The organism is Kitasatospora sp. NPDC097643 (assembly GCF_040302625.1).
Taxonomy (GTDB): domain Bacteria; phylum Actinomycetota; class Actinomycetes; order Streptomycetales; family Streptomycetaceae; genus Kitasatospora.
On record NZ_JBEOSA010000020.1, the window covers coordinates 62,103 to 84,288 of the forward strand.

21 protein-coding genes are annotated in these 22,186 nt (G+C 73.5%); 13 read left to right on the forward strand and 8 right to left on the reverse strand.

Annotated elements, in window-relative coordinates:
* Positions 1 to 99: 99 nt before the first annotated feature.
* Complete coding sequence (locus ABTY15_RS15600) at positions 100 to 960, forward strand: GNAT family N-acetyltransferase (protein ID WP_350585390.1); 861 nt, start codon at positions 100 to 102, stop codon at positions 958 to 960.
* A gap of 83 nt (positions 961 to 1,043) precedes the next feature.
* Here ABTY15_RS15600 and ABTY15_RS15605 read toward each other — a convergent pair whose 3' ends face one another.
* The 3 genes from ABTY15_RS15605 to ABTY15_RS15615 all read right to left on the reverse strand — a co-directional run bounded on the left by ABTY15_RS15605 (position 1,044) and on the right by ABTY15_RS15615 (position 4,154).
* Entirely contained in the window at positions 1,044 to 2,411 is a 1,368-nt protein-coding gene (locus tag ABTY15_RS15605; RefSeq protein WP_350585428.1) for a pyridoxal phosphate-dependent decarboxylase family protein, read from the reverse strand.
* Positions 2,412 to 2,611: 200 nt separating this feature from the next.
* On the reverse strand, positions 2,612 to 3,076 hold the full coding sequence (locus ABTY15_RS15610; protein ID WP_350585565.1) for an Lrp/AsnC family transcriptional regulator: 465 nt from the start codon (positions 3,074 to 3,076) through the stop codon (positions 2,612 to 2,614).
* Positions 3,077 to 3,230: 154 nt separating this feature from the next.
* Positions 3,231 to 4,154 carry an NADP-dependent oxidoreductase gene (locus ABTY15_RS15615; RefSeq protein WP_350585621.1) on the reverse strand — a complete coding sequence of 308 codons (924 nt, stop codon included), beginning with the start codon at positions 4,152 to 4,154 and terminating at the stop codon, positions 3,231 to 3,233.
* A 222-nt stretch (positions 4,155 to 4,376) separates the two neighbouring features.
* Between ABTY15_RS15615 and nadA the strand changes: the two genes are divergently transcribed.
* Positions 4,377 to 5,561 (forward strand): quinolinate synthase NadA, encoded by a 1,185-nt coding sequence (gene nadA / locus ABTY15_RS15620; RefSeq protein ID WP_350585703.1) that lies wholly within the window; start codon positions 4,377 to 4,379, stop codon positions 5,559 to 5,561.
* A gap of 93 nt (positions 5,562 to 5,654) precedes the next feature.
* Here the strand turns inward: nadA and pspAA are convergent, their stop codons facing one another.
* Entirely contained in the window at positions 5,655 to 5,948 is a 294-nt protein-coding gene (pspAA, locus tag ABTY15_RS15625; RefSeq protein WP_350585767.1) for a PspA-associated protein PspAA, read from the reverse strand.
* 37 nt (positions 5,949 to 5,985) lie between these two features.
* Complete coding sequence (locus tag ABTY15_RS15630; protein ID WP_350585837.1) at positions 5,986 to 6,771, reverse strand: PspA/IM30 family protein; 786 nt, start codon at positions 6,769 to 6,771, stop codon at positions 5,986 to 5,988.
* Between the two features lie 315 nt (positions 6,772 to 7,086).
* On the opposite strand from ABTY15_RS15630, the gene ABTY15_RS15635 reads away from it, so the two are divergent.
* A complete protein-coding gene (locus ABTY15_RS15635) occupies positions 7,087 to 7,683 on the forward strand; it encodes a DUF3043 domain-containing protein (RefSeq protein WP_350585885.1) in 597 nt (198 codons plus the stop codon).
* A 188-nt stretch (positions 7,684 to 7,871) separates the two neighbouring features.
* Positions 7,872 to 8,612, forward strand: coding sequence for a methyltransferase domain-containing protein (locus ABTY15_RS15640; RefSeq protein ID WP_350587144.1), 741 nt, complete (start codon positions 7,872 to 7,874; stop codon positions 8,610 to 8,612).
* 18 nt (positions 8,613 to 8,630) lie between these two features.
* Here the strand turns inward: ABTY15_RS15640 and ABTY15_RS15645 are convergent, their stop codons facing one another.
* The gene (locus ABTY15_RS15645; protein WP_350585963.1) at positions 8,631 to 8,831 is read right to left on the reverse strand and encodes a hypothetical protein; all 201 of its coding nucleotides are present in this window, start codon (positions 8,829 to 8,831) and stop codon (positions 8,631 to 8,633) included.
* 99 nt (positions 8,832 to 8,930) lie between these two features.
* On the opposite strand from ABTY15_RS15645, the gene cobU reads away from it, so the two are divergent.
* The 7 genes from cobU (at position 8,931) to ABTY15_RS15680 (ending at position 17,608) form a co-directional block, all read left to right on the forward strand.
* Complete coding sequence (cobU, locus tag ABTY15_RS15650) at positions 8,931 to 9,494, forward strand: bifunctional adenosylcobinamide kinase/adenosylcobinamide-phosphate guanylyltransferase (protein WP_350586059.1); 564 nt, start codon at positions 8,931 to 8,933, stop codon at positions 9,492 to 9,494.
* Between the two features lie 51 nt (positions 9,495 to 9,545).
* Complete coding sequence (locus ABTY15_RS15655) at positions 9,546 to 10,670, forward strand: nicotinate-nucleotide--dimethylbenzimidazole phosphoribosyltransferase (RefSeq protein ID WP_350586087.1); 1,125 nt, start codon at positions 9,546 to 9,548, stop codon at positions 10,668 to 10,670.
* Between the two features lie 70 nt (positions 10,671 to 10,740).
* On the forward strand, positions 10,741 to 11,532 hold the full coding sequence (locus ABTY15_RS15660) for an adenosylcobinamide-GDP ribazoletransferase (protein WP_350586106.1): 792 nt from the start codon (positions 10,741 to 10,743) through the stop codon (positions 11,530 to 11,532).
* Between the two features lie 252 nt (positions 11,533 to 11,784).
* Positions 11,785 to 13,290, forward strand: coding sequence for a leucyl aminopeptidase (locus tag ABTY15_RS15665; protein WP_350586121.1), 1,506 nt, complete (start codon positions 11,785 to 11,787; stop codon positions 13,288 to 13,290).
* Between the two features lie 381 nt (positions 13,291 to 13,671).
* The gene (gene lpdA, locus ABTY15_RS15670; RefSeq protein ID WP_350586138.1) at positions 13,672 to 15,078 is read left to right on the forward strand and encodes a dihydrolipoyl dehydrogenase; all 1,407 of its coding nucleotides are present in this window, start codon (positions 13,672 to 13,674) and stop codon (positions 15,076 to 15,078) included.
* A gap of 74 nt (positions 15,079 to 15,152) precedes the next feature.
* Entirely contained in the window at positions 15,153 to 16,934 is a 1,782-nt protein-coding gene (sucB, locus tag ABTY15_RS15675; protein ID WP_350586153.1) for a 2-oxoglutarate dehydrogenase, E2 component, dihydrolipoamide succinyltransferase, read from the forward strand.
* 158 nt (positions 16,935 to 17,092) lie between these two features.
* Positions 17,093 to 17,608: a DUF4240 domain-containing protein gene (locus ABTY15_RS15680; RefSeq protein WP_350586174.1), complete on the forward strand. Its 516-nt coding sequence runs from the start codon at positions 17,093 to 17,095 to the stop codon at positions 17,606 to 17,608.
* Positions 17,609 to 17,656: 48 nt separating this feature from the next.
* Here ABTY15_RS15680 and ABTY15_RS15685 read toward each other — a convergent pair whose 3' ends face one another.
* Positions 17,657 to 18,766: a DUF2510 domain-containing protein gene (locus ABTY15_RS15685; protein ID WP_350586188.1), complete on the reverse strand. Its 1,110-nt coding sequence runs from the start codon at positions 18,764 to 18,766 to the stop codon at positions 17,657 to 17,659.
* Between the two features lie 144 nt (positions 18,767 to 18,910).
* Positions 18,911 to 19,408: a GNAT family N-acetyltransferase gene (locus ABTY15_RS15690; RefSeq protein ID WP_350586221.1), complete on the reverse strand. Its 498-nt coding sequence runs from the start codon at positions 19,406 to 19,408 to the stop codon at positions 18,911 to 18,913.
* Between the two features lie 64 nt (positions 19,409 to 19,472).
* Here ABTY15_RS15690 and ABTY15_RS15695 point away from each other — a divergent pair, with 64 nt between their 5' ends.
* Both ABTY15_RS15695 and ABTY15_RS15700 read left to right on the forward strand, forming a co-directional pair.
* The gene (locus ABTY15_RS15695; RefSeq protein WP_350586279.1) at positions 19,473 to 20,378 is read left to right on the forward strand and encodes a TIGR01777 family oxidoreductase; all 906 of its coding nucleotides are present in this window, start codon (positions 19,473 to 19,475) and stop codon (positions 20,376 to 20,378) included.
* A gap of 360 nt (positions 20,379 to 20,738) precedes the next feature.
* Positions 20,739 to 22,070, forward strand: a complete 1,332-nt coding sequence (locus tag ABTY15_RS15700; protein ID WP_350586421.1) for an NAD(P)/FAD-dependent oxidoreductase — start codon at positions 20,739 to 20,741, stop codon at positions 22,068 to 22,070.
* The last annotated feature ends 116 nt before the right edge of the window (positions 22,071 to 22,186 follow it).

Sequence of the window (22,186 nt, forward strand, 5' to 3'; positions counted from 1 at the left end):
TTCCATGCTCGCACAACCCGGGACGAGAGGTCACCGTCCGAGCTGCGGATCCGCGCGAAGCGGCCCCGCGGCGACCCGCCGGACGCCAGGATGGTGGCCATGATCCTGCGCCAGGTCAGGGACACGGTCGCCGACGCGGAGGCCGTCCAGGAGATCTCGCTCGCCTCGTTCGCCGACCCGGCCGCGCCCGCCCGGGCCGCCGTACCGACGCCGCTCCAGCTGGCCCGGACCAGGCACCTGGCGCGCACCGACCCGCAGGGCTGCTGGCTGGCGGAGCGCGACGGCGAGCCGGTCGGCGCGGTGCTGTCGATGCGCCGGGAGGGCCTGTGGGCGGCCTCGCTGTTCGTGGTCCGCCCGCAGGCGCAGGGCAAGGGCGTCGGGCGGCTGCTGCTGGAGCGGGCGGCCGCGTACGGGCGGGGCTGCCTGCGCGGGATGGTCTGCGCCTCGGCCTCCCCGGCGGCGGCCCGTCGCTACCGGCTGGCCGGGTTCACCCTGCACCCGGCGATGCGGCTGACCGGCCGGGTGGACCGGGCCGGGCTGCTCGACCCCGGGGACATCCCGGTGCACCGGGGCAACGCCACCCACCGGCACCTGCTGGACTCGGTGGACCGGCGGCTGCGCGGCTCGGCGCACGGCCCGGACCACGAGCTGATGCTCGGCCACTTCGAGGAGCTGCTGATCGCCGACGCCCTGGCGGGCAGCGGCTACTGCTACCGGGACGGCGGCGGGGTGAAGCTGCTGGCGGCCACCAGCAAGCGGATCGCGGCCCGGCTGCTGCGGGAGGCGCTGGCCCGGGTGCCGGACGGGGAGCCGGCGCGGGTGGAGTTCCTGACCGCCGAGCAGGAGTGGGCGCTGGACGTCGGCCTGGAGGTGGGGCTGACCCCGCAGGTCCACGGCTTCGTCGGCCTGCACGGGATGCGGCCGCCGACGCCGTACCTGCCGAGCGGGGCGTTCCTGTGACGCACGCCCTGTGACGTTTCCCATGACGCACGACGGCCCCACCGGGCGGGCTGGTGGGGCCGTCTCAGCGCCTCGGGCGTCGATCACGCCATGGTGTCGAGGATTTCCTTAACCATCTCCATGGTGGTGCCGGGGTGGAGGAAGGCGAAGCGGGCGACCGTCTCGCCGTCCCAGCCGGTCGGGGTGACGAAGCCGATCTGGTCCGCGAGCAGCTGCTGCGACCAGCGGTAGTAGTCGTCGTTGGTCCAGCCGGTGCGCTTGAAGCAGACCGCCGAGAGCTGCGGGTCGAACAGCAGCTCCAGGTGCCCGGTCTCGCGGATCAGCTGGGCGGTGTCCTGGGCGAGCTTGAGGCCGGTCTCGATGGCGTCGGTGTAGGCCTGGGTGCCGTGGACGGCCAGCGAGAACCAGAGCGGCAGGCCGCGGGCCCGGCGGGTCAGGTGGTAGGCGTAGTCAGTGGGGTTCCACTCGTCGCCCTCGGTGTGCAGGACGTCGAGGTAAGAGGCGTCCTGGGTGTGCACGGCGCGGGCGAGCTGCGGGTTGCGGTAGATCAGCGCGGCGCAGTCGAACGGGGCGAACAGCCACTTGTGCGGGTCGACGACGAAGGAGTCGGCGTGCTCGATGCCGTTGTAGCGGGCGCGCACCGAGGGGGCGAACAGGCCCGCACCGCCGTAGGCGCCGTCCACGTGGAACCACAGGTCGCGCTCGCGGGCGACCTCGGACAGGCCCTGGAGGTCGTCGACGATGCCCTCGTTGGTGGTGCCGGCGGTGCCGACCACGGCGATGACCGTCTCGGGGTTCGGGTCGGCGGCCAGCGCGGCGCGCAGCGCCTCGCCGGTGAACCGCCGGTTGACGGTCGGGACCTTGAAGGCCTCGACGCCGATGATGTTGAAGGTGTTCTTGACCGAGGAGTGCACCTGGTCGGCGACGGCTATCCGCAGGCGCGCCTCCGGGCCGACGCCGAGCTTGCGGCGGGCGGTGTCACGGGCCACCACCAGGGCGGAGAGGTTGCCGGCCGAGCCGCCGGAGACGAAGCAGCCGCCGGCCGTCTCGGGCAGGCCGGCCCGGTCGGCGATCAGGCGCAGCACCTGGTTCTCGGCGGCGATCGCGCCGGCCGCCTCCAGCCAGGAGATGCCCTGGAGGGACGCGCAGGAGACCACCATGTCGAACAGCAGCGCGGCCTTGGTGGGGGCGCAGGGGATGAACGACAGGTAGCGCGGGCTGTCGGCGGAGATCACCGCGCGGGAGAGCTCGTGGTCGTAGAGCTTGAGCACGTCGGCGGGGTCGTTGCCGTCCGGGTTCAGCAGGCCGGCCAGCTGGGCGCGCAGGTGCTCGCCGTCACCGGGGTGGTCGAGCGGGACGGGGTCGTACTGCAGCCGCTCGCGCATGTAGTCGAAAACCAGGTCGACCAGTTCGCTGTCGGGCCGGTGCATGCGGTCGGGGGCTGCGGACACGGCTGTCCCTCTCGGCTGTGGGGTGTCGGGGGATGTCCGGTCGGCGGGGCGGTTCACCGCGTTGGCCGGACGTGATCAGCGTAGGCAGCGGGAGGGCTCCGCCGCGCGTCGGAACGCGGCTGGTCAGGCAGGATTCGAGCGTCTTCGGGCGGGTGCGCGCAGGATTCCTGCGTGGGCCGTTCGGGTCGGTGCCGAGGCTCTCAGCCGATCAGCTGGGAGAGCACGACGGAGGAGCGGCTGCGCTGGACGCCGGGCTCGCGGCGGATCCGCTCGATGACGGCCTCCAGGTGGCGCATGTCGGCGGCCCGCAGGTGGACCAGGGCGTCCGGGTCGCCGGTGACCGTCCAGGCGGCCACCACCTCGGGGAACTGGCGCAGGCTGGCGAGGATCTCCTCGGGGGCGGTCCGCTCGCGGCAGTAGACCTCGACGAAGGCCTCGGTCTGCCAGCCGAGCACCGCCGGGTCGAGCACCACGGTGAAGCCGCGCACCACGCCGCGCGCCCGCAGCCGGTCGATCCGGCGGCGGACGGCGGTGGCGGAGAGGTTCACCTGGAGGCCGATCTCGGCGTACGAGGCGCGGCCGTCACTGCCGAGCCGGGCGAGGAGGAGCCGGTCGGTCTCGTCCAGGTCGGCCCCGACCACCTCGTGCGCTCGGCTGCTGCTCATCGGTGCGGGGCTCCACGGGTCGTACGGGATCGGCGGGCGGCTGGTCGGCTGGTCGGCCGCCGCAGAAACGGTTCGCCACCATTCTGGCGGATGACAGGTGCCAGTCCACCGCTGGCAGATGACGCCCAGCGGTCGGATATCGGTCCACCGGACATCAGTCGACCAGGAGGACGATCTTGCCCCGGGTGCGGCCCTCGGCGCTGAGCGCCTGGGCGGAGGCGGCCTGGGCCAGCGGGAAGGTGGAGGCGACGGTGACGGTCAGCCGGCCGTCGTCGGCGAGCGCGGCCAGCTCGGCCAGGCCGGCCGCGTCCGGGCGGACCCAGACGTAGTGGCCGCCGAGGGCCTTCACCCCGAAGTCGGCGGTCGAGGCGATCCGGCCCGGGTCGGCCACCAGGCCCGCCGAGACCTGGACGGCGCCCCCGCCGACCAGGTCGAGGGCCGCGTCCACGCCGTCCGGGGCGAGCGCGCGGACCCGGTCGGCCAGGCCCTCGCCGTACCGGACCGGCTCCGCGCCGAGGCCGCGCAGGTAGTCGTGGTTGCGATCGCCCGCGGTGCCGATCACCCGGGCACCGACGGCCCGGGCCAGCTGGACGGCCAGGTGGCCGACCCCGCCGGCGGCCGCGTGCACCAGCAGGGTCTCCCCCGCCGCCAGCCGCAGCGCCTTCAGGCTCTGGAGAGCGGTGAGCCCGGCCAGTGGCAGGCCGCCGGCCTGCGCCCAGTCCAGCGCGGCCGGCTTGCGGGCGAGGGTGCGCACCGGGGCGGCCACCAGCTCGGCGTAGGTGCCGTGCTCGACGGCGTCCTTGCGGACGTAGCCGTACACCTCGTCGCCCGGCGCGAACTCGGTGACGCCGCCGCCGACCGCGCGGACCACCCCGGCCGCGTCCCAGCCCATGACCAGCGGGAAGTGCGCGTCCAGGAGGCCGTCCAGGGCGCCCTCGCGGACCCTCCAGTCCACCGGGTTCACCCCGGCCGCCCGAACCTGCACCAGGACCGAGTCCGGCCCGACCTTCGGGTCCGGCAGGTCGGTGTACTCGACCACCTCGGGGCCGCCGTAGCGGTTGATCACGATTGCCTTCATGACCCCGAGCCATACCCCGGACGGGCCGGATATCGATTCGGACACCCCCGACTGGGCCAAATCGGGCATTCGGCTCCGCCGAGGGATCCGATTCGGCGAGCGGTTCTCGTCACATCGACAGGATGGCCATCGTCACTCTGACGCTAACCGGTTATCATAGATAGTGTCAGATAGACGAAAAGGCTTCACCGCTTGATCGGCCGCACAGAAGGGCACCCGCCCGTGACCACCACCATCACCGAGACCCACGGCGTCGACCCCACTCCGACGCCGCTCGCTCTGCTGCTGCTCGGCCGTGAGGCCGACCCGAACAGCGAGCGCGGAGTCGAGTGCCCCGGCGACCTCCCCCCGGCCTCGGACCCGAACCTCGTCGAGCGCGCCCGCGCGGCCAAGGCCGCGCTCGGCGACCGCGTCTTCATCCTCGGCCACCACTACCAGCGCGACGAGGTGATCGAGTTCGCCGACGTCACCGGCGACTCCTTCAAGCTCGCCCGGGACGCCGCCGCCCGTCCGGAGGCCGAGTACATCGTCTTCTGCGGCGTGCACTTCATGGCCGAGTCCGCGGACATCCTCACCACCGACGCCCAGCAGGTCGTCCTGCCGGACCTCGCGGCCGGCTGCTCGATGGCCGACATGGCCACCGCCGAACAGGTCGCCGAGTGCTGGGACGTGCTGACCGACGCCGGCATAGCCGATGTGACCGTCCCGGTCTCGTACATGAACTCCTCCGCCGACATCAAGGCCTTCACCGGCAAGCACGGCGGCACCATCTGCACCTCCTCCAACGCCAAGCGCGCCCTGGAGTGGGCCTTCGAGCAGGGCCAGAAGGTGCTGTTCCTGCCCGACCAGCACCTCGGCCGCAACACCGCGGTGCGCGAGATGGGCTTCTCGCTGGACGACTGCGTCCTGTACAACCCGCACAAGCCGAACGGCGGGCTGACCGCCGAGGAGCTGCGCAACGCCAAGATGATCCTCTGGCGCGGCCACTGCTCGGTGCACGGCCGGTTCAGCCTGGACTCGGTGAACGACGTCCGCGAGCGGATCCCCGGCGTCACCGTCCTGGTGCACCCCGAGTGCAGGCACGAGGTCGTCGCGGCCGCCGACCTGGTCGGCTCGACCGAGTACATCATCAAGGCGCTGGACGCCGCCGAGCCCGGCTCCAAGTGGGCCATCGGCACCGAGCTGAACCTGGTCCGCCGCCTGGCCAAGGCCCACCCGGACAAGGAGATCGTCTTCCTGGACCGGACGGTCTGCTTCTGCTCGACCATGAACCGGATCGACCTGCCGCACCTGGTCTGGGCGCTGGAGTCGCTGGTCGAGGGCCGGGTGCCGAACGTGATCACCGTCGACCCGGAGACCGAGAAGTACGCCAAGGCCGCGCTCGACCGGATGCTCGCCCTGCCGTAACGCCGGCCGCGCGCAGCGCACGACGAAGGGCGGGCCCCCTCCTGGTGGGAGGGGGCCCGCCCTTTCGTCTGGCACCGGCCGGAACGGCTGCTCCTACTCGGGGTAGCCCGGGATCACGCCCTCGCCGTCGGCCATCAGCAGCTCGCGGACCTCGTCGATCGTCGCCTCCGCGCTCGGCAGGATCAGATCGGACGGCTCCAGCGAATCCAGCGGCACCGGGGTGCCGTACTGCTTCACCGCGTCCAGCAGCTTGCCGTAGGCCAGGCGGAAGAGCTCCTCGTCCCCCGAGTCCACTGCGGTGACGAGCTCGGCGTCGAGCTCGTTGAGCAGGTTCACGTGGTCGTCCCCGACCTCGAACTGCCCCTCACCCATGACCCTCATGATCATGCCGTGCGTCTCCCTGGTTCGTGGGGTCGAGCTCAGATCACTTGTTGTAGTTGATGCGCGGGGTGTCCTGCTGCGGCTGGGCGTCCTGCGGCTTGCCCTGCTCGATCGCGGCCGGACCGGCCGACGGACCACCGGACAGCTCGGCCTTCATCCGGGCCAGCTCCAGCTCGACGTCGGACCCGCCGGCGACCCGCTCCAGCTCCGCCTCGATGTCGTCCTTGCGGCCGAGACCGCTGGCGTCGTCGAGCGCACCGGAGGCCAGCAGCTCGTCGATCGCACCGGCCCGGGCCTGCATCTGGGCGGTCTTGTCCTCGGCACGCTGGATGGCCAGGCCGACGTCGCCCATCTCCTCCGAGATGCCGGAGAAGGACTCGGCGATGCGGGTCTGCGCCTGGGCGGCGGTGTACGTCGCCTTGATGGTCTCCTTCTTCGTGCGGAAGGCGTCCACCTTGGCCTGGAGCCGCTGGGAGGCGAGCGTGAGCTTCTCCTCCTCGGCCTGGAGCTGCTGGTACTGCGTCTCCAGGTCGGTGATCTGCGACTGCATGTTGGCCTTGCGGGTCAGGGCCTCGCGGGCGAGGTCCTCACGGCCCAGGGACAGCGCCTTGCGGCCCTGGTCCTCGTACTTCGCGGACTGCTGCTGGAGCTGGGTCAGCTGGAGTTCCAGGCGCTTGCGCGAGGTCGCGACGTCCGCGACACCACGCCGTACCTTCTGCAGCAGTTCGAGCTGCTTCTGGTAGGAGTAGTCAAGCGTCTCACGCGGATCCTCCGCCCGGTCCAAGGCCTTGTTCGCCTTGGAGCGGAAGATCAGCCCCATACGCTTCATGATTCCGTCGCTCATGGGCCTCGGGTGCCCCCTTCTCCGGCCTGCGGTCTCTATCTCGTTACCAGACACGACGAGTGTATGTGCAGCGAGCCCGTCGCCGCAGTGCACCTGCCTGCAACAAGACTGCTACAGCGTCCAGTGGCGGTTCCTCATCCCCGGGGTGGATCCGCTTCTCATCCCCCCCATCCTCCATCCGACTGATCCCCTACGGGAAGGCCCCGGGAAACCCCGGCCCGGCCTCGACCTCGCGGATCGATATGCGTTTGGGTCCGAGGGGGCCCCGAGAAGCACCGCCGCACCCCGTACGCTGGTGGTGTGTTCCGACGCCGTTCAGATGATGCCGCTGCCTCCGCCGCCGTGCTGGAGCAGGACGAGACGACCCAGGCCCGCCACCCGCAGGCCAAGAAGGGCCGCCCCACCCCCAAGCGCAGTGAGGCCGAGGCCAACCGGCGTACCCGGGTGACGGTGCCCAAGGACCGCAAGGAGGCCTCCCGACAGGCGCGCGACCGCATGCGGGCCGAGCGCGAGAAGCAGCGCACCGCGCTGCTGGAGGGCGACGAGCGCCACCTGCCGGCCCGTGACAAGGGCCCGGTGCGCAAGTTCACCCGTGACTACGTGGACGCCCGCTGGTCGCTCGCCGAGTTCTTCCTCCCGGCCGCCGTGGTCATCCTGGTGCTCAGCATCGTCAAGGTGCCGACCCTCCAGCTGCTGTCCACCGTGCTGTTCCTGCTGTTCTTCGTGCTGGTCATCCTCGACTTCGTCCGCCTCGGCTTCGGCCTGCGCAAGTCGCTCGCCGAGCGCTTCGCCGGCCAGAACACCCGCGGCGCGGTCGCCTACGGCCTGATGCGCATCCTGCAGATGCGCCGGCTGCGACTGCCCAAGCCGCAGGTGGGGCGCGGGGAGAAGCCCTGACCGCCGAACCGGTCGACTCCGGCTGGGCCCCGCCGTCCTGGGAGGGGCCCGGCCTGTACGCGCTCCCCGGCCAGGGCGACGGCGGCCACGACCGCATCGGTCACGACCGCGCCGCCCAGGAGCGCACCGGCCAGGAGCGTCGGCTGCCCTCGCGCAGCGGCTCCTTCGCCGGCGGCACCGGCGCCTGGCTGGAACGGCTCGGCGGACTGCGCAACTTCGTCCGCCAGGAGCTGGTCGCCAAGCAGCTCGCCGAACAGCTGACCGGCCGCACCGCCCAGCGCGTCCTCGACGTCGGCTGCGGCCAGGGCACCCAGGCGCTGCGCCTGGCCCGGGCCGGCCACTACGTCACCGGCATCGACTCCGACCCGGTCGCACTCAGCGTCGCCCAGGGGGCGCTCGCCGAGGAACCGCCCGAGGTCCGCGGCCGGGTGCAGCTGCTCAGCGGCGACGCCCACCAGTGCGGGCGCTGGTTCGGCCCGCGCAGCTTCGACGTGCTGCTCTGCCACGGCGTCCTGATGTACCTGCCCGACCCGGACCCGATGATCGCCTCGCTGGCCCGGCTGCTCGCCTCCGGCGGACTGCTCTCGCTGCTCGTCCGCAACCGCGACGCGCTCGCCCTGCGGCCCGCCGCCGCCGGGGACTGGCGGGCCGCCCTGCACGCTTTCGAGAGCGACCGGTACTACAACCGGCTCGGGCTGGCCGCCCGCGCCGACCGGCTCGCCGACCTCTCCGTCACCCTCTCCGAGGTGTCCGTACCGCTGAAGCACTGGTACGGCGTGCGGGTCTTCACCGACAACGCGCCGGACGACGCGGCCCCGCCGGTGGACGGGCGGCAGCTGGCCCAGCTGCTGGAGGCGGAGGACCGGGCCGGCCGGACCGACCCGTACCGGCAGGTCGCCGCGCTGCTGCACGTGATCGGCGCCAAGTAGCGGCCGAGAGCGGCCCGGTCAGCCCTCGTGCAGGCTCATCGAGTAGACGACCCGGTCGTCCTCCAGCAGGACCGCGGTGTCGATGCCGTCCTCGGCCAGCTGCTTCCAGGTCTCGCCGATCCACGTCTCGGCGTCGCCCTGACCGGGAAACTCCTCCTGGCCGCCGTCCGGCGCCACCACGGTGCCGTCCGCCTTCTCGTACCGCCACGTCCAGACCATGCCCGGCTCCTCCCACTGACGACGCTGCCGGTGTGCTGCGCCGCACCTTAGCCTGCCCGGCCCGATCTTCCGTATGCCTGGTCCGGCAGGATGGGCGGCATGGCGACCCACCACGAACTCCCCCGCACGCTGCTGCTCGGCGGCGCGCGCTCCGGCAAGTCCACCCGGGCCGAGCAGTTGCTCGCCCGGTACGACGACGTGCTGTACGTGGCCACCGGCGGCACCCGGGACGGCGACGCCGAGTGGGCCCAGCGGGTCGAGCTGCACCGCGAGCGGCGGCCCGCGAGCTGGCGCACCGCCGAGACCTGCGACCTGGAGGCCGTGCTCGCCGACCCGGCCGACCCGGCGCCGGTGCTGATCGACTGTCTGGCGCTGTGGCTGACCGCCGTGATGGACGAGTGCGGCGCCTGGGACGACGCGGTCTGGGCCGACGGCGGGGAGGCCGCCGTCCAGCGGCGCTGCGCGGCGCTCGCCCGGGCCTGGGCCGCCACCGGACGGACCGTCGTCGCGGTGAGCAACGAGGTCGGCATGGGGGTCGTCCCGGCCACCGCCGCCGGGCGCCGCTTCCGGGACACCCTCGGGCGGCTGAACATGGCCGTGGCGGACGCCTCGGAGCGCGTGCTGCTGGTGGTGGCGGGTCAGGTGCTGACGGTCAAGTGCTGACGGTCAAGGCAGCTGCGGGCTGAACACCCTTGGCGTGTAGCCTTCCGAGCGATGGACACGACCGTGGATCTCGATACGTTCTCCTCGCTCGTCGAGCGCCCCGACGACAGCGCCCGGCGGGCCGCCGAGGAACGCTGGCAGGCGGCCGACCGGCCGCGCGGCGGGCTCGGCCGGCTGGAGGAGCTGGGCAGCTGGCTGTCGTCGGTGCAGGGGCGCTCCCCGGTGCGGCCGGTGACGGCCCCCAAGGTGCTGCTGTTCGCCGCCGACCACGGTGTCGCGGCGCTCGGGGTGTCCCGGCAGCCGGCCGAGGGCGGCACCGCGGCCCGGGTCCGCGCCGTCCTGGACGGCAGCGCTCCGGTCGCCCGGCTGGCCGCGCGCTACGGCGCCGAGGTGCGGGTCGTCGACGTCGCGGTCGACACCGACCCGGCCGACTTCCCGGACGAGGTCGTCGCCCACCGGATCCGGCGCGGCTCCGGCCGCATCGACGTCGAGGACGCCCTGACGGCGGAGGAGACCGCGCGGGCCTTCCGGGCCGGCATGGCCATCGCCGACGAGGAGGCCGACGCCGGCACGGACGTGGTGCTGCTCGGCGACCTCGGGGTCGGCTCGACCACGGTGGCCGCGGTGCTGGTCGGCGCGCTGTGCGGGACGGACGCGGCCGCGGTGACCGGGCGCGGCTCGGGCATCGACGACCGGGTGTGGATGGTCAAGTGCGCGACCATCCGGGACGCGCTGCGGCGGGCCCGGCCGGTGCTCGGCGACCAGCTCGCGCTGCTCGGCGCCACCGGCGGCGCGGACTTCGCGGCGATCACCGGCTTCCTGCTCCAGGCCGCCGCCCGCCGGCTGCCGGTGGTGCTGGACGGCGTGGTCTCGGCGGCCTGCGCCCTGGTCGCGCAGCGGATCGCGTTCCGGGCGCCGGAGTGGTGGCGGGCCGGGCAGTCCAGCGGCGAGCCCGCCCAGGCGAAGGCGTACGACCGGCTCACCCTGACGCCGTTGCAGGACCAGGGGATCACCATGGGCGAGGGCGTCGGCGCGGTGCTGGCCCTGCCGCTGCTCCAGGCCGCGGGGGACGCGCTCGCGGACGAGGCGCCGAAGCCGTACGTGCCGCCGGCGCCGAAGGAGCCGAAGGAGCAGCCGAAGCTGCCCTCGGCGGCGGATCTGCTGCGGCGGCTGTAGAAGGCTCGCTTCGCTTCCCCGCGCCCGTTCCCGGGCGCGGGGATTTTCGTACGGTCAAGGAGCGGAACGCATGCCGGAGGGGCTTGAGCGGGCCTCGTGGGGTGAGGGGCTGCGCTTCGGGTTCGGGACGCTGTCGGTGGTGCGGGTCCGGGTGGAGCGCTGGGACCGGGCGGCGGCGGCGCGGGCGATGACGGCGGCCCCGGTCGTGGGGCTGGCGCTGGGGAGTGCGGCCGCCGGTGCGGGCGCGCTGGTGGCCTGGCGGGCGGGCGGGCCGCTCGGGGCGGTGACGGCGGTGGCGGTCCTGGCCGCACTCACCCGGGGGTTGCACCTGGACGGCCTGGCGGACGTCGCCGACGGCCTGGGCAGCGGGAAGCCGGCCGAGGACGCGCTGCGCATCATGAAGCAGTCCGACATCGGCCCGTTCGGGGTGCTGACCCTCGTCCTCGTCCTGCTGGCCCAGGTCGCCGCGGTGGCCGGGCAGTTCGGACATTCCACCCTGCGCGGCGCGCTCGCGGTGCTCGCCTCGGCGACGGCCGCGCGGTGCGCGCTCGCCTGGGGCTGCCTGCGCTCGGTGCCGGCCGCCCGGCCGGGCGGGCTCGGGGCGATGGTCGCGGGCACCGTGACGCCGCTCGGGGCGATCGTCGGGACGGCGGCCGCGGCACTCGGCCTGGCCGCGCTCGGACTGCTCGACGGATGGTCAGCACTCCGCCTCCCGGCGTCCGTTGTGCTGGGCCTCGGCTGCGCCCGGCTGCTGCTCGGACGCTGCGTCCGGCGGTTCGACGGGATCACCGGGGACGTGCTCGGCGCGATGGCCGAGACCGCCGCGACCGGCGCGCTGTTCGCCCTGGCATTGCTGTCCTGACACCGGCGGCGCGTGATCCCAGCATGCGGACTACCATGCGGGGAGCACCGCAGCCCTGCACCGTGGCAGGTCCTGCCCGCCCGGCGCCCACCGCGGAGCCGGGGCCTCTGGTGTGCGCGCCGCGACCGCGGGCGCGTGTGCCAGGGGGCCCGGACCCGGAGACGCCGGCGGACCGGCCTGCCACGGCGGGCTGCGCCGGTGCGGCAGCTCGCCGCGACCGGCCGTGGACCGCGAAAGAACAGGACGCATTACGTGACTGCATTGTCTGTGAGCACCTCCTCCGCCGCCTCGCTGCGCGCGGACGCCCTGGTGATCGGTGTCGCGAAGGGCCCCAAGGGCATCGTGCTGGCCCCCGGCGCCGAGGCCGTGAACGAGGCGTTCGACGGCAAGCTGGCCGAGGTCCTCGGCACCCTGGGCGCGACCGGCGCCGAGGGCGAGACCGTCAAGGTGCCCTCCCCCGCCGGCCTGAAGGCCGCGTTCGTGCTGGCGGTCGGCCTCGGCGAGACCGCCGACGCCGGCTACGGGCTGGAGGCGCTGCGCCGCGCCGCCGGTGTCGCCGCCCGCGTGCTGGCCGGCACCAAGAAGGCCGCGCTGGCCCTGCCGGCCGAGTCCGCGGAGGAGGTCGAGGCGGTCGCGCTGGGCGGCCTGCTCGGCTCGTACGCCTTCGGTACGTACAAGGGCAACGGCAACGGCAAGGAGCCGGTCGGCGAGCTGCTCGTGCTGACCGCCCGCAAGGGCAGCAAGGACGCCAAGGCCGCCGTGGAGCGCGCCGTGGTGATCGGCGAGGAGATGAACCGGGCCCGCGACCTGGTCAACACCGCCCCGAACGACCTGAACCCGAAGAGCTTCGCCGCGATCGCCCAGGCGGCCGGCAAGGAGCACGGCCTCAAGGTCGAGGTGCTGGACGAGAAGGCGCTGACCAAGGGCGGCTACGGCGGCCTGCTGGGCGTCGGCGGCGGCTCGGCGAACCCGCCGCGGCTGGTGAAGCTGGCCTACACCCACCCCAAGGCGAAGGTCTCGCTGGCGTTCGTCGGCAAGGGCATCACCTACGACTCGGGCGGCATCTCGCTGAAGCCGGCCGGCCACAACGAGACCATGAAGTGCGACATGGCCGGCGCCGCCGCCGTGTTCGCCGCCGTGGTGGCCGCCAAGCGCCTGGGCCTGGCCGTCAACGTGACCGCCTGGCTGGCCCTGGCCGAGAACATGCCGTCCGGCTCGGCCACCCGCCCGGGCGACGTGCTGCGCATGTACGGCGGCAAGACCGTCGAGGTGCTGAACACCGACGCCGAGGGCCGTCTGGTGCTGGCCGACGCGATCGTGCGGGCCGGCGAGGAGAACCCGGACGTCATCGTCGACGTCGCCACCCTGACCGGCGCCATGGTGCTGGCCCTGGGCAACCGCACCTTCGGTGTGATGTCCAACAACGACGAGCTGCGCGACAGCCTGCACACCATCGCGGGCGAGGCCGGCGAGCAGTCCTGGCCGATGCCGCTGCCGGCCGACCTGCGCAAGGGCATGACCGAGTCGACCATCGCCGACCTGTCCAACATGGGCGAGCGGATGGGCGGCGGCCTGGTGGCCGGTCTGTTCCTGAAGGAGTTCGTGACCGAGGGCACCGACTGGGCCCACATCGACATCGCCGGCCCGGCCTTCCACGAGGGCGCGCCGTACGGCTACACCCCGAAGGGCGGCACCGCGACCTCGGTGCGCACCCTGATCCGCTACGCGGAGAAGACGGCGGAGAACGGCAAGGCCTGATCCACCTCCCGTACGGGGGCCCGGCGCGCGTGCGCCGGGCCCCCGTCGGCATTCCGACCGCGGTTACCTGCGAGTAGGGCGAAGTTCCAGCTCGCACCCCTGTTCGCTGCGGGCGAAACTTTGTTCCACACTGCGGAAGAGGCCGCTGCCGGAGCCTCCCGCGCCGCCCGCCCGGCGGCTGTCAACACCGCTTTGAGCTGCGATGATGCCCTTCCGTCGGAGGTCTACCCGCCCCGGTGACCACCCTGTGGGACACCCCTGGAGTGGACCCGGACATCAGCCGCCGCGAACAAGTGCGAAGATGTATTTCCGGCACGACTGGGCGCCCCACAAAGGCTTCCGACCCACCGGACCGCGACCGGCCCGGCGATCCACACCCCATTGCATGGAGGACGTGACGTGGCGAACGACGCCAGCACCGTTTTCGACGTAGTCATTCTCGGAGGCGGAAGCGGCGGTTACGCCGCGGCGCTCCGCGCCGCTCAGCTGGGTCTGAGCGTTGCCCTGGTCGAGAAGGGTGAGCTGGGCGGCACCTGCCTGCACCGCGGCTGCATCCCGACCAAGGCGCTGCTGCACGCGGCCGAGATCGCCGACGAGACGAAGGAGGCCGCCGAGTTCGGCGTGCTGGCCACCTTCCAGGGCATCGACATCAACGGCGTCCACAAGTACAAGGACGACGTCATCGCCGGCCTGTACAAGGGCCTCCAGGGCCTGGTCGCGTCCCGCAAGGTCACCTTCATCCAGGGCGAGGGCAAGCTCTCCTCGCAGACCTCCATCGATGTCAACGGCCAGCGCATCGAAGGCCGCCACATCATCCTGGCCACCGGTTCCGTGCCGCGTTCGATTCCGGGCCTGGAGATCGACGGCAACCGCGTGATCTCCTCCGACCACGCCCTCAAGCTCGACCGCATCCCGAAGTCGGCCGTCATCCTCGGCGGCGGCGTGATCGGCGTCGAGTTCGCCTCGGTCTGGAAGTCCTTCGGCGTCGAGGTCACCATCGTCGAGGCGCTGCCGCACCTCGTCCCGCTGGAGGACGAGAACTCCTCCAAGCTGCTGGAGCGCGCGTTCCGCAAGCGCGGCATCAAGTTCGAGCTGAAGGCCCGCTTCTCGGGCGTCGAGTACACCGAGACCGGTGTCCGCGTCTCCACCGAGAACGGCAAGCAGATCGACGCCGACCTGCTGCTCGTCGCCATCGGCCGCGGCCCGGTCTCGGCCGGCCTCGGCTACGAGGAGAACGGCGTCGCGATGGACCGCGGCTACGTCCTGGTCGACGAGTACATGCGCACCAACGTGCCCACCATCTCCGCCGTCGGCGACCTCGCCCCGACCCTGCAGCTGGCCCACGTCGGCTTCGCCGAGGGCATCCTGGTCGCCGAGCGCCTGGCCGGCCTCAAGCCGGTGCCGATCGACTACGACGGCGTCCCGCGCGTGACCTACTCCAACCCCGAGGTGGCCTCCGTCGGCATCTCCGAGGCCAAGGCCGTCGAGCTGTACGGCAAGGAGAAGGTCGTCACCCTGAAGTACAACCTGGCCGGCAACGGCAAGAGCAAGATCCTGAAGACCGCCGGCGAGATCAAGCTCGTCCAGGTCAAGGACGGCGCCGTGGTCGGCGTCCACATGGTCGGCGCCCGGATGGGCGAGCAGGTCGGCGAGGCCCAGCTGATCTACAACTGGGAGGCCCTGCCGGCCGAGGTCGCGCAGCTCATCCACGCGCACCCGACCCAGTCCGAGGCCCTGGGCGAGGCGCACCTGGCGCTGGCCGGCAAGCCGCTGCACGCGCACGACTGATCGCGCCCCACCCCCTTTTCCAGTACTTCTCCAGTACTTCCCGTACGCAAGACTTGATAGGAGTCGCTGAAACCATGGCGGTCTCAGTAACACTGCCCGCGCTGGGCGAGAGCGTTTCCGAGGGCACCGTCACCCGTTGGCTGAAGGCCGAGGGTGAGCGTGTCGAGGTCGACGAGCCGCTGCTCGAGGTCTCGACCGACAAGGTCGACACCGAGATCCCGGCTCCGGCCTCGGGCATCCTGTCCTCGATCAAGGTCGGCGAGGACGAGACCGTCGAGGTCGGCGCCGAGCTCGCGATCATCGACGACGGCTCCGGTGCGCCGGCCGCCGCGGCCGCCCCGGTCGCCGAGGCCGCGCCCGCCGCCGCCCCGGCCCCGGTTGCCGCTCCGGCCCCGGTCGCCGAGGCTCCGGCCGCTCCGGCTGCCCCGGCTGCCCCGGCCGCCCCGGCCGGCGACGCCACCCCGGTGCTGCTGCCCGCGCTGGGCGAGTCGGTCACCGAGGGCACCGTCACCCGCTGGCTGAAGGCCGAGGGTGAGACGGTCGAGGTCGACGAGCCGCTGCTCGAGGTCTCCACCGACAAGGTCGACACCGAGATCCCGTCGCCGGTCGCCGGTGTCGTGGTGAAGATCCTGGTCGGCGAGGACGAGACCGCCGAGGTCGGCGCCCAGCTCGCGCTGATCGGCGCCCCGGGTGCGGCCGCGGCCGCTCCGGCCCCGGCTGCCGCCCCGGCTCCGGTCGCCGCCCCGGCCCCGGCTGCTCCGGCTCCGGCCCCCGCCGCCCCGGCCGCGCCGGTGGCCCCCGCCGCTCCGGCTGCTCCGGCTCCGGTCGCCGCTGCCCCGGCTCCGGTGGCTCCGGCCGCCCCGGCCCCGGCCCCGGTTGCCGCTCCGGCTCCGGCCGCCCCGGTTGCCCCGGCCGCTCCGGTTGCCGACGCCGGTGACGCCTACGTCACCCCGCTGGTGCGCAAGCTCGCCGCCGAGCACGGCATCGCGCTGTCCTCCGTCACCGGCACCGGTGTCGGCGGCCGCATCCGTAAGCAGGACGTCATCGCCGCCGCGGAGGCCGCCAAGGCCGCTCCGGCCCCGGTTGCCGCCGCCGCCCCGGCCGCCGCGCCGAAGGCCGCCGCCGCGCCGTCCGCCCTGCGCGGTCAGACCGTCAAGATGACCCGCATGCGCAAGGTCATCGGCGACAACATGATGAAGGCCCTGCACGAGCAGGCCCAGCTGACCAGCGTGGTCGAGGTGGACGTCACCAAGATCATGTCGCTGCGCGGCAAGGCCAAGGACTCCTTCCTCGCCCGCGAGGGCGTGAAGCTGTCCCCGATGCCGTTCTTCGTCAAGGCCGCCGCCCAGGCGCTGAAGGCCCACGCGGTCGTCAACGCCCGGATCAACGAGGCCGAGGGCACCATCACCTACTTCGACACCGAGAACATCGGTATCGCGGTGGACTCGGAGAAGGGTCTGATGACCCCGGTCATCAAGGGTGCGGGCGACCTCAACATCGCCGGCATCTCGAAGAAGACCGCCGAGCTGGCCAGCAAGGTCCGCGACAGCAAGATCACCCCGGACGAGCTGTCCGGTGCCACCTTCACCATCAGCAACACCGGCTCGCGCGGTGCGCTGTTCGACACCGTGATCGTGCCGCCGAACCAGGCCGCCATCCTGGGCATCGGCGCCACCGTCAAGCGCCCGGTGGTCATCGAGGCCGACGGCGGCACCGCCATCGGCATCCGTGACATGACCTACCTGTCGCTCTCCTACGACCACCGCCTGGTGGACGGCGCCGACGCCGCCCGCTACCTGGTCGCGGTCAAGGAGATCCTGGAGGCCGGCGAGTTCGAGGTCGAGCTCGGCCTGTAAGGCGTCCAGCCCCCGGCAGCACCTGAGCCCCGCGTCGTCCCCGGACGCCGCGGGGCTCCGCCGTTCCCGCGCGGGGCGGACCTTCGCTTCGTGGTCACCAGCGTTTCGCCGGGTCGTGGCATGCGCGGAGGCGGGGGAACGGGGATGCTGGAGCGGTGATGGACGAGACCGACTTCTGGCAGATGATCGACGAGACCAGGGAGGCCGCCGAGGGCGACCCGGACGAGCAGGCCGACCGGCTGGTGGAACGGCTGGTGCAGCTCACCCCGGACGACGTCATCGACTTCGCCCGGCTCTTCGAGGCCCGCTTCCAGCGCGCCTACCGGTACGACCTGTGGGGCGCGGCCTACCTGCTGCTGGACGGCGCCTCCGACGACACCTTCGACTACTTCCGGTGCTGGCTGATCGGCCAGGGCCGGGAGGTGTTCGAGGGCGGGCTGGCCGAGCCGGACGACCTCGCGGACCTGCTCCCCGAGTTCGACGAGGAGGAGGACGGCGAGGCCGAGGACCTCGGCTACGCAGCCGACGAGGCGTACGAGCAGCTGACCGGCCTGCCGCTGCCCGAGGTGGGCGGCCGGCAGTCCGGGCGGCCGGCCGGGGGCTCGCTGGACTTCGACGACCCGGACGTCATGGCGAAACGCTTCCCCAAGCTCTGGGAGCGCTACGGGGACTGAGCGGGGCTACGGCGCGTCCTGGGGTCCGGTGCGGCGGCAGCAGGTGCCTCAGGTGCTGCTGCCGGTGCCCGCCGTGGTGTCCAGCTTGATGCCGCTGAGGATCTGGTCCACCACCGAGAAGTCCGGTGCGTTCGGGTCGTCGTCCACGCCGCCCTCGAAGACCACGTAGCCGCCCTCCTTGGCCGGCGCGGTGGCCAGCAGGACGTAACCCTGGGAGCCGTCCGAGGTGCGGATGTGCCAGCGCACCGCGTAGGCGGAGACGCCGGCGATGGTGGTGTAGCCGGAGCCGGCGTCGGTGTGCTCGGTGATGCCGGTGAAGACCTTCCCGGCGTAGCCGGGCATCGTGGCCTCGGCGGCGGCCCTGGCGTTGGCGCCCTGGGCGGCCTCCTTCTCGATCGAGAACTGGCCGCGGATGCAGGCGTTGCCGTCCGGGCAGGTGTAGCGGCCGGCGCCGAGGAAGACCGACGAGCGGGTGCCGTTGGTCTGCGCGTCCCAGCCCTCGAAGACCGGGACGGTGATCGCGTGCGCCGGGTCCGGGACGGTGGACTTGACGGACGGGACCGGCTTGGGCGCGGTCGGGGTGGGCGTGGGCGTCGGGGTGGCGGTGCGGCCGGTCGGGCTGGGCGCGGGGTTGACGCTCTGGGTGATGGTGACCGTCGGGTTGGGGGTCGGGTCGGCCTTCGTGTCGTCGCCGCCGCCGCTGAACATGATCCCGGCGATGATGCCGCCCACGGCCAGCACGCCGACCGTGATGCCGATGATCGCGCCGGTCTTCGAGCCGCTCGGCTGCGTTTGCTGCGGGAGGTAGGCCGTCGCGGCGTAGCCGTAGCCGGCGGCCTGGCCCGGGTAGCCGTCCTGGGCGGGGTAGGCCTCCTGGGTGGGGTAGGCCTCCTGGCCCGGGTAGCCGTAGCCGGGGGCCTGGACGCCGCCGGGGTAGCCGTAGCCGGGGGTGTTCGGCGTGCCGCCCGGGTAGCCGTAGCCGGGCTTCTGGGGGCCGGGCTGCCAGCCCTGGGTGGGCGCCTCGGAGAGCTGGGCGGCGCCGCCCTGGAGCGGTCGCACCTCGCTGGTCCAGGCGTTGCCGTCCCACCAGCGCTCGTGACCGGGGGTGCCGTCCGCACCGGGGACCGGGTACCACCCGGGAGGCGTCGAGTTGCTCACGGCCGTACCGTACCCGGCGGGGCGCCGGTCCAGACAGGGCGGGTGTGTCACGACTCTGCACCACCCACCGGGACTGATGCAGCGTCAGATCGCGGTGGGTGGCGGGCCGGTCGGGCGGTCGGTCGTGGCCGCCGGCCGTGGCCGTCAGCCGTGGAGGGTGCGGGCCATCCAGACGTCGTCCACGTACGAGCCGTCGATCAGGAACTCCTCGGCGAGCGAGCCCTCGACCACGAAGCCGCAGGCCTCGTAGAGGCGGCGGGCGGGGGCATTCCAGCCGAGCACCCGCAGGCTGATCTTGCGCGCGCCCTCGGCCCGGGCCGCGTCGCAGGCGGCCTCGACCAGACGCCGGCCGATGCCCCGGCCGCGGACCGTGCCGTCGACGGCCAGGCCCTGGATCTGGCGGACGTGCCGGTTGCTGGCCAGCGGGGTGGCCGGGACCTGACGGACGTAGCCGACGATCCGGCCGTCCAGGACGGCGAGCAGGTACTGCTCCGGGGTGTGCCGCTCGTCGAACACCGCCTTGTCCTCGGTCGGCTGCGGGGAGACGTCGGCCAGCGGGGTCCAGGTGGCGCGCTCCAGGGCGGCGAACTCCCGCTCGTCCTCGGGCCGAGCCGAGCGGATGATCAGATCGTCGTTTTGCATGCGCGACATGCTAATGAGGCGCATGCAAACCGCCCACGGGTTTAAGGGCTGCGAGGATGAGCGCATGCGCATCGCTGTCACGGGTTCCACGGGATTGATCGGTTCGGCGCTCGTCCGCTCGCTGCTGACGGACGGCCACGAGGTGGTCCGGCTGGTCCGGCGCCGCTCCAGGACGGGCCCGCAGCCCGACGGCACCACCGCGATCGGCTGGAACCCGCTGCTGGGCCAGGTGGAGCGGGACGGGCTGGCCGGGGTCGAGGCGGTCGTGCACCTGGCCGGCGCCGGGGTCGGCGACCGCCGCTGGACGGACTCCTACAAGCGGGAGATCCGGGAGAGCCGGGTGCTCGGCACCGAGACGCTGGCCGTCGCGCTGGCCGAGCTCAAGGAGCCGCCCCGGGTACTGGTCAGCGCCTCCGCGGTCGGCTACTACGGGCAGACCGGCGACCGGGTGATCGACGAGGACTCCCCCGCCGGCGAGGACTTCCTGGCCGAGGTCTGCGTGGAGTGGGAGGCCGCCGCACGGCCCGCCGAGCGGGCCGGGATCCGGGTGGTCCACCCGCGCACCGGGCTGGTGCTGTCCGCGGCCGGCGGGGCCGGCCGGCGACTGTTCCCGCTGTTCAAGCTGGGTCTGGGCGGGCGGCTCGGCAGCGGGCGGCAGTACTGGAGCTTCATCTCGCTGGCCGACGAGGTGGCCGCGATGCGGTTCCTGATCGACCGGGACGACCTCGTCGGCCCGGTCAACCTCACCGCGCCGGAGCCGGTGACCAACGCCGAGCTGACCGCGGCGCTCGGGCGGGTGCTCGGGCGGCCGACCCCGTTCCCGGTGCCGGAGCCGGTGCTGAAGGCGGTGCTCGGCGAGCTGGCGATCGAGGTGGTCGGCAGCCACCGGGTGGTGCCCCGGCGGTTGCTGGACGCCGGGTTCCGCTTCGCGCACCCGGACGTGGACGCGGCGGTACGCGCGGCCCGGTGAGCAGCCCGACGCCGGGGCTCCGCCGACGTACCGCGGGTACGGCATTCACCCTGGCCAGGGGCATATGCCGGGCGGGGGTGGGACGGGGCTCCGGGAGGGGGCGCACGGGAGCACACACCGGGCGCGTCGCACGCCCCCGGTGACCGTACGCGCCCGCCCGGCCCGAAACCCGGCGGTCACAGCGCACTGTCCGTGACCGCGCCCCCGCCCGGCGCCGCACGCCCCTCCCCGACCCCCGGATCCGGCCCGATGCGCTTGTCTGATGCTCACACTGACTGGGCATCACATCGTCGGACCGTGCCCGGCACCCCGCTGCCCGCGTAGGCCGGAGCCCCGGGAACCCAGGGAGGGAGCACGCCAGTGCCCACGTACGACTTCACCCGCCGCGCCCGCCGACCGTCCGACCCGGACGTCGTCGTGGTCGGGGCCGGCCTCGCGGGGCTCGCCACCGCCCGCGCGCTCACCGGCCACGGCCTCGCCGTTCAGGTCCTGGAGAGCACCGGTCGGATCGGCGGCCGGATGGCCACCCGCGAGCTGGACGGATTCCGCCTCGACGACGGCGGCCACCTGCTCAACACCGCCTTCCCCGAGCTGCGCCGCGCGCTCGACCTCGACCGGCTCGACCTGCGCCCGCTCGCGCCCGGCGTCCTCGTGCACAGCGCGGGCCGCCGCTACCGCGCCGGGGACCCGCAGCTCACCACCGCCCGGCAGGCCGCCACCCGCGCCCCGCTCGGCAGCCCGCTCGACAAGGCCCGGCTCGGCAGCTGGCTCGGCCGACTCGCCGGCACCCCGGCCGGCCGGCTCCAGGCCCGCCCGGAGACCACCACCGCCCGCGCGCTGGCCGGTCACGGGCTCGCCCCGCGCACCGTCGACGGCTTCCTGCGGCCGCTGCTCAGCGCCCTGCTCAGCGACCCGGCCCTCGGCACCAGCAGCCGGATCGCCGATCTGGTGCTGCGCTCCTACGCGCGCGGGCGGCTCTGTCTGCCCGCCGGCGGGATCGCGGCCGTGCCCGCCCAGCTGGCCGCCGCGCTGCCCGCCGGCACCGTGCGGACCGGGGTGCAGGTCACCTCGATCACCGCCGACGGCGTGGAGACCCTCGCCCACGGGCGGATCGGCGCCCAGGCCGTCGTGATCGCCACCGACGCCCGCTCCGCCGCCGAGCTGCTGCCCGGGCTGCGGCTGCCGGAGTTCCACCCCGTCACGACCTTCTACCACGCGGCCGACCGCGCCCCGATCGGCGAGGCCGTCCTGCTGCTCGACGGCGACCGGCCGGGCGGGCACCCGCCGCTGGTCTCGCACTCGCTGGTGCTCAGCGAGCTGCACGCCTCCTACGCCCCGCCCGGACAGGCGCTGATCGCCACCACCGTGCTCGGGCGGCGCGCCTTCGACGCGGGCGGCCCGGCCGGGCTGGAACCGGCCGTCCGGGCCAGGCTCGCCGAGCTGTACGGGGTCTCGGCCGCGGGCTGGCAGTTCCTCAGCGTGCGGCACGTCCCGGACGCGCTGCCCGCGATGCCGCCGCCGCACAACCTGCGGCGGCCGGTGCGGGTGCTGGCCGGGCTGTACGTGGCCGGGGACCACCGGGACAGCAGCACCGTGCAGGGTGCGCTGGTCTCCGGGCGGCGGGCCGCGTACGCGGTGCTGCGCGACCTCGGGGTGCCGGCCGGGGCCCGGGAGGCGGAGGCGGCGGCGTAGGGCCGTCCTCGGCGAGGAACACGCGGGCGGCGGCCTGTCGGGGTGACCAACCGACAGCATGCCAGGATTCCGATATGACCGCTCATCGGATGATTTCCGCCGTTCGGCCGGTTGCG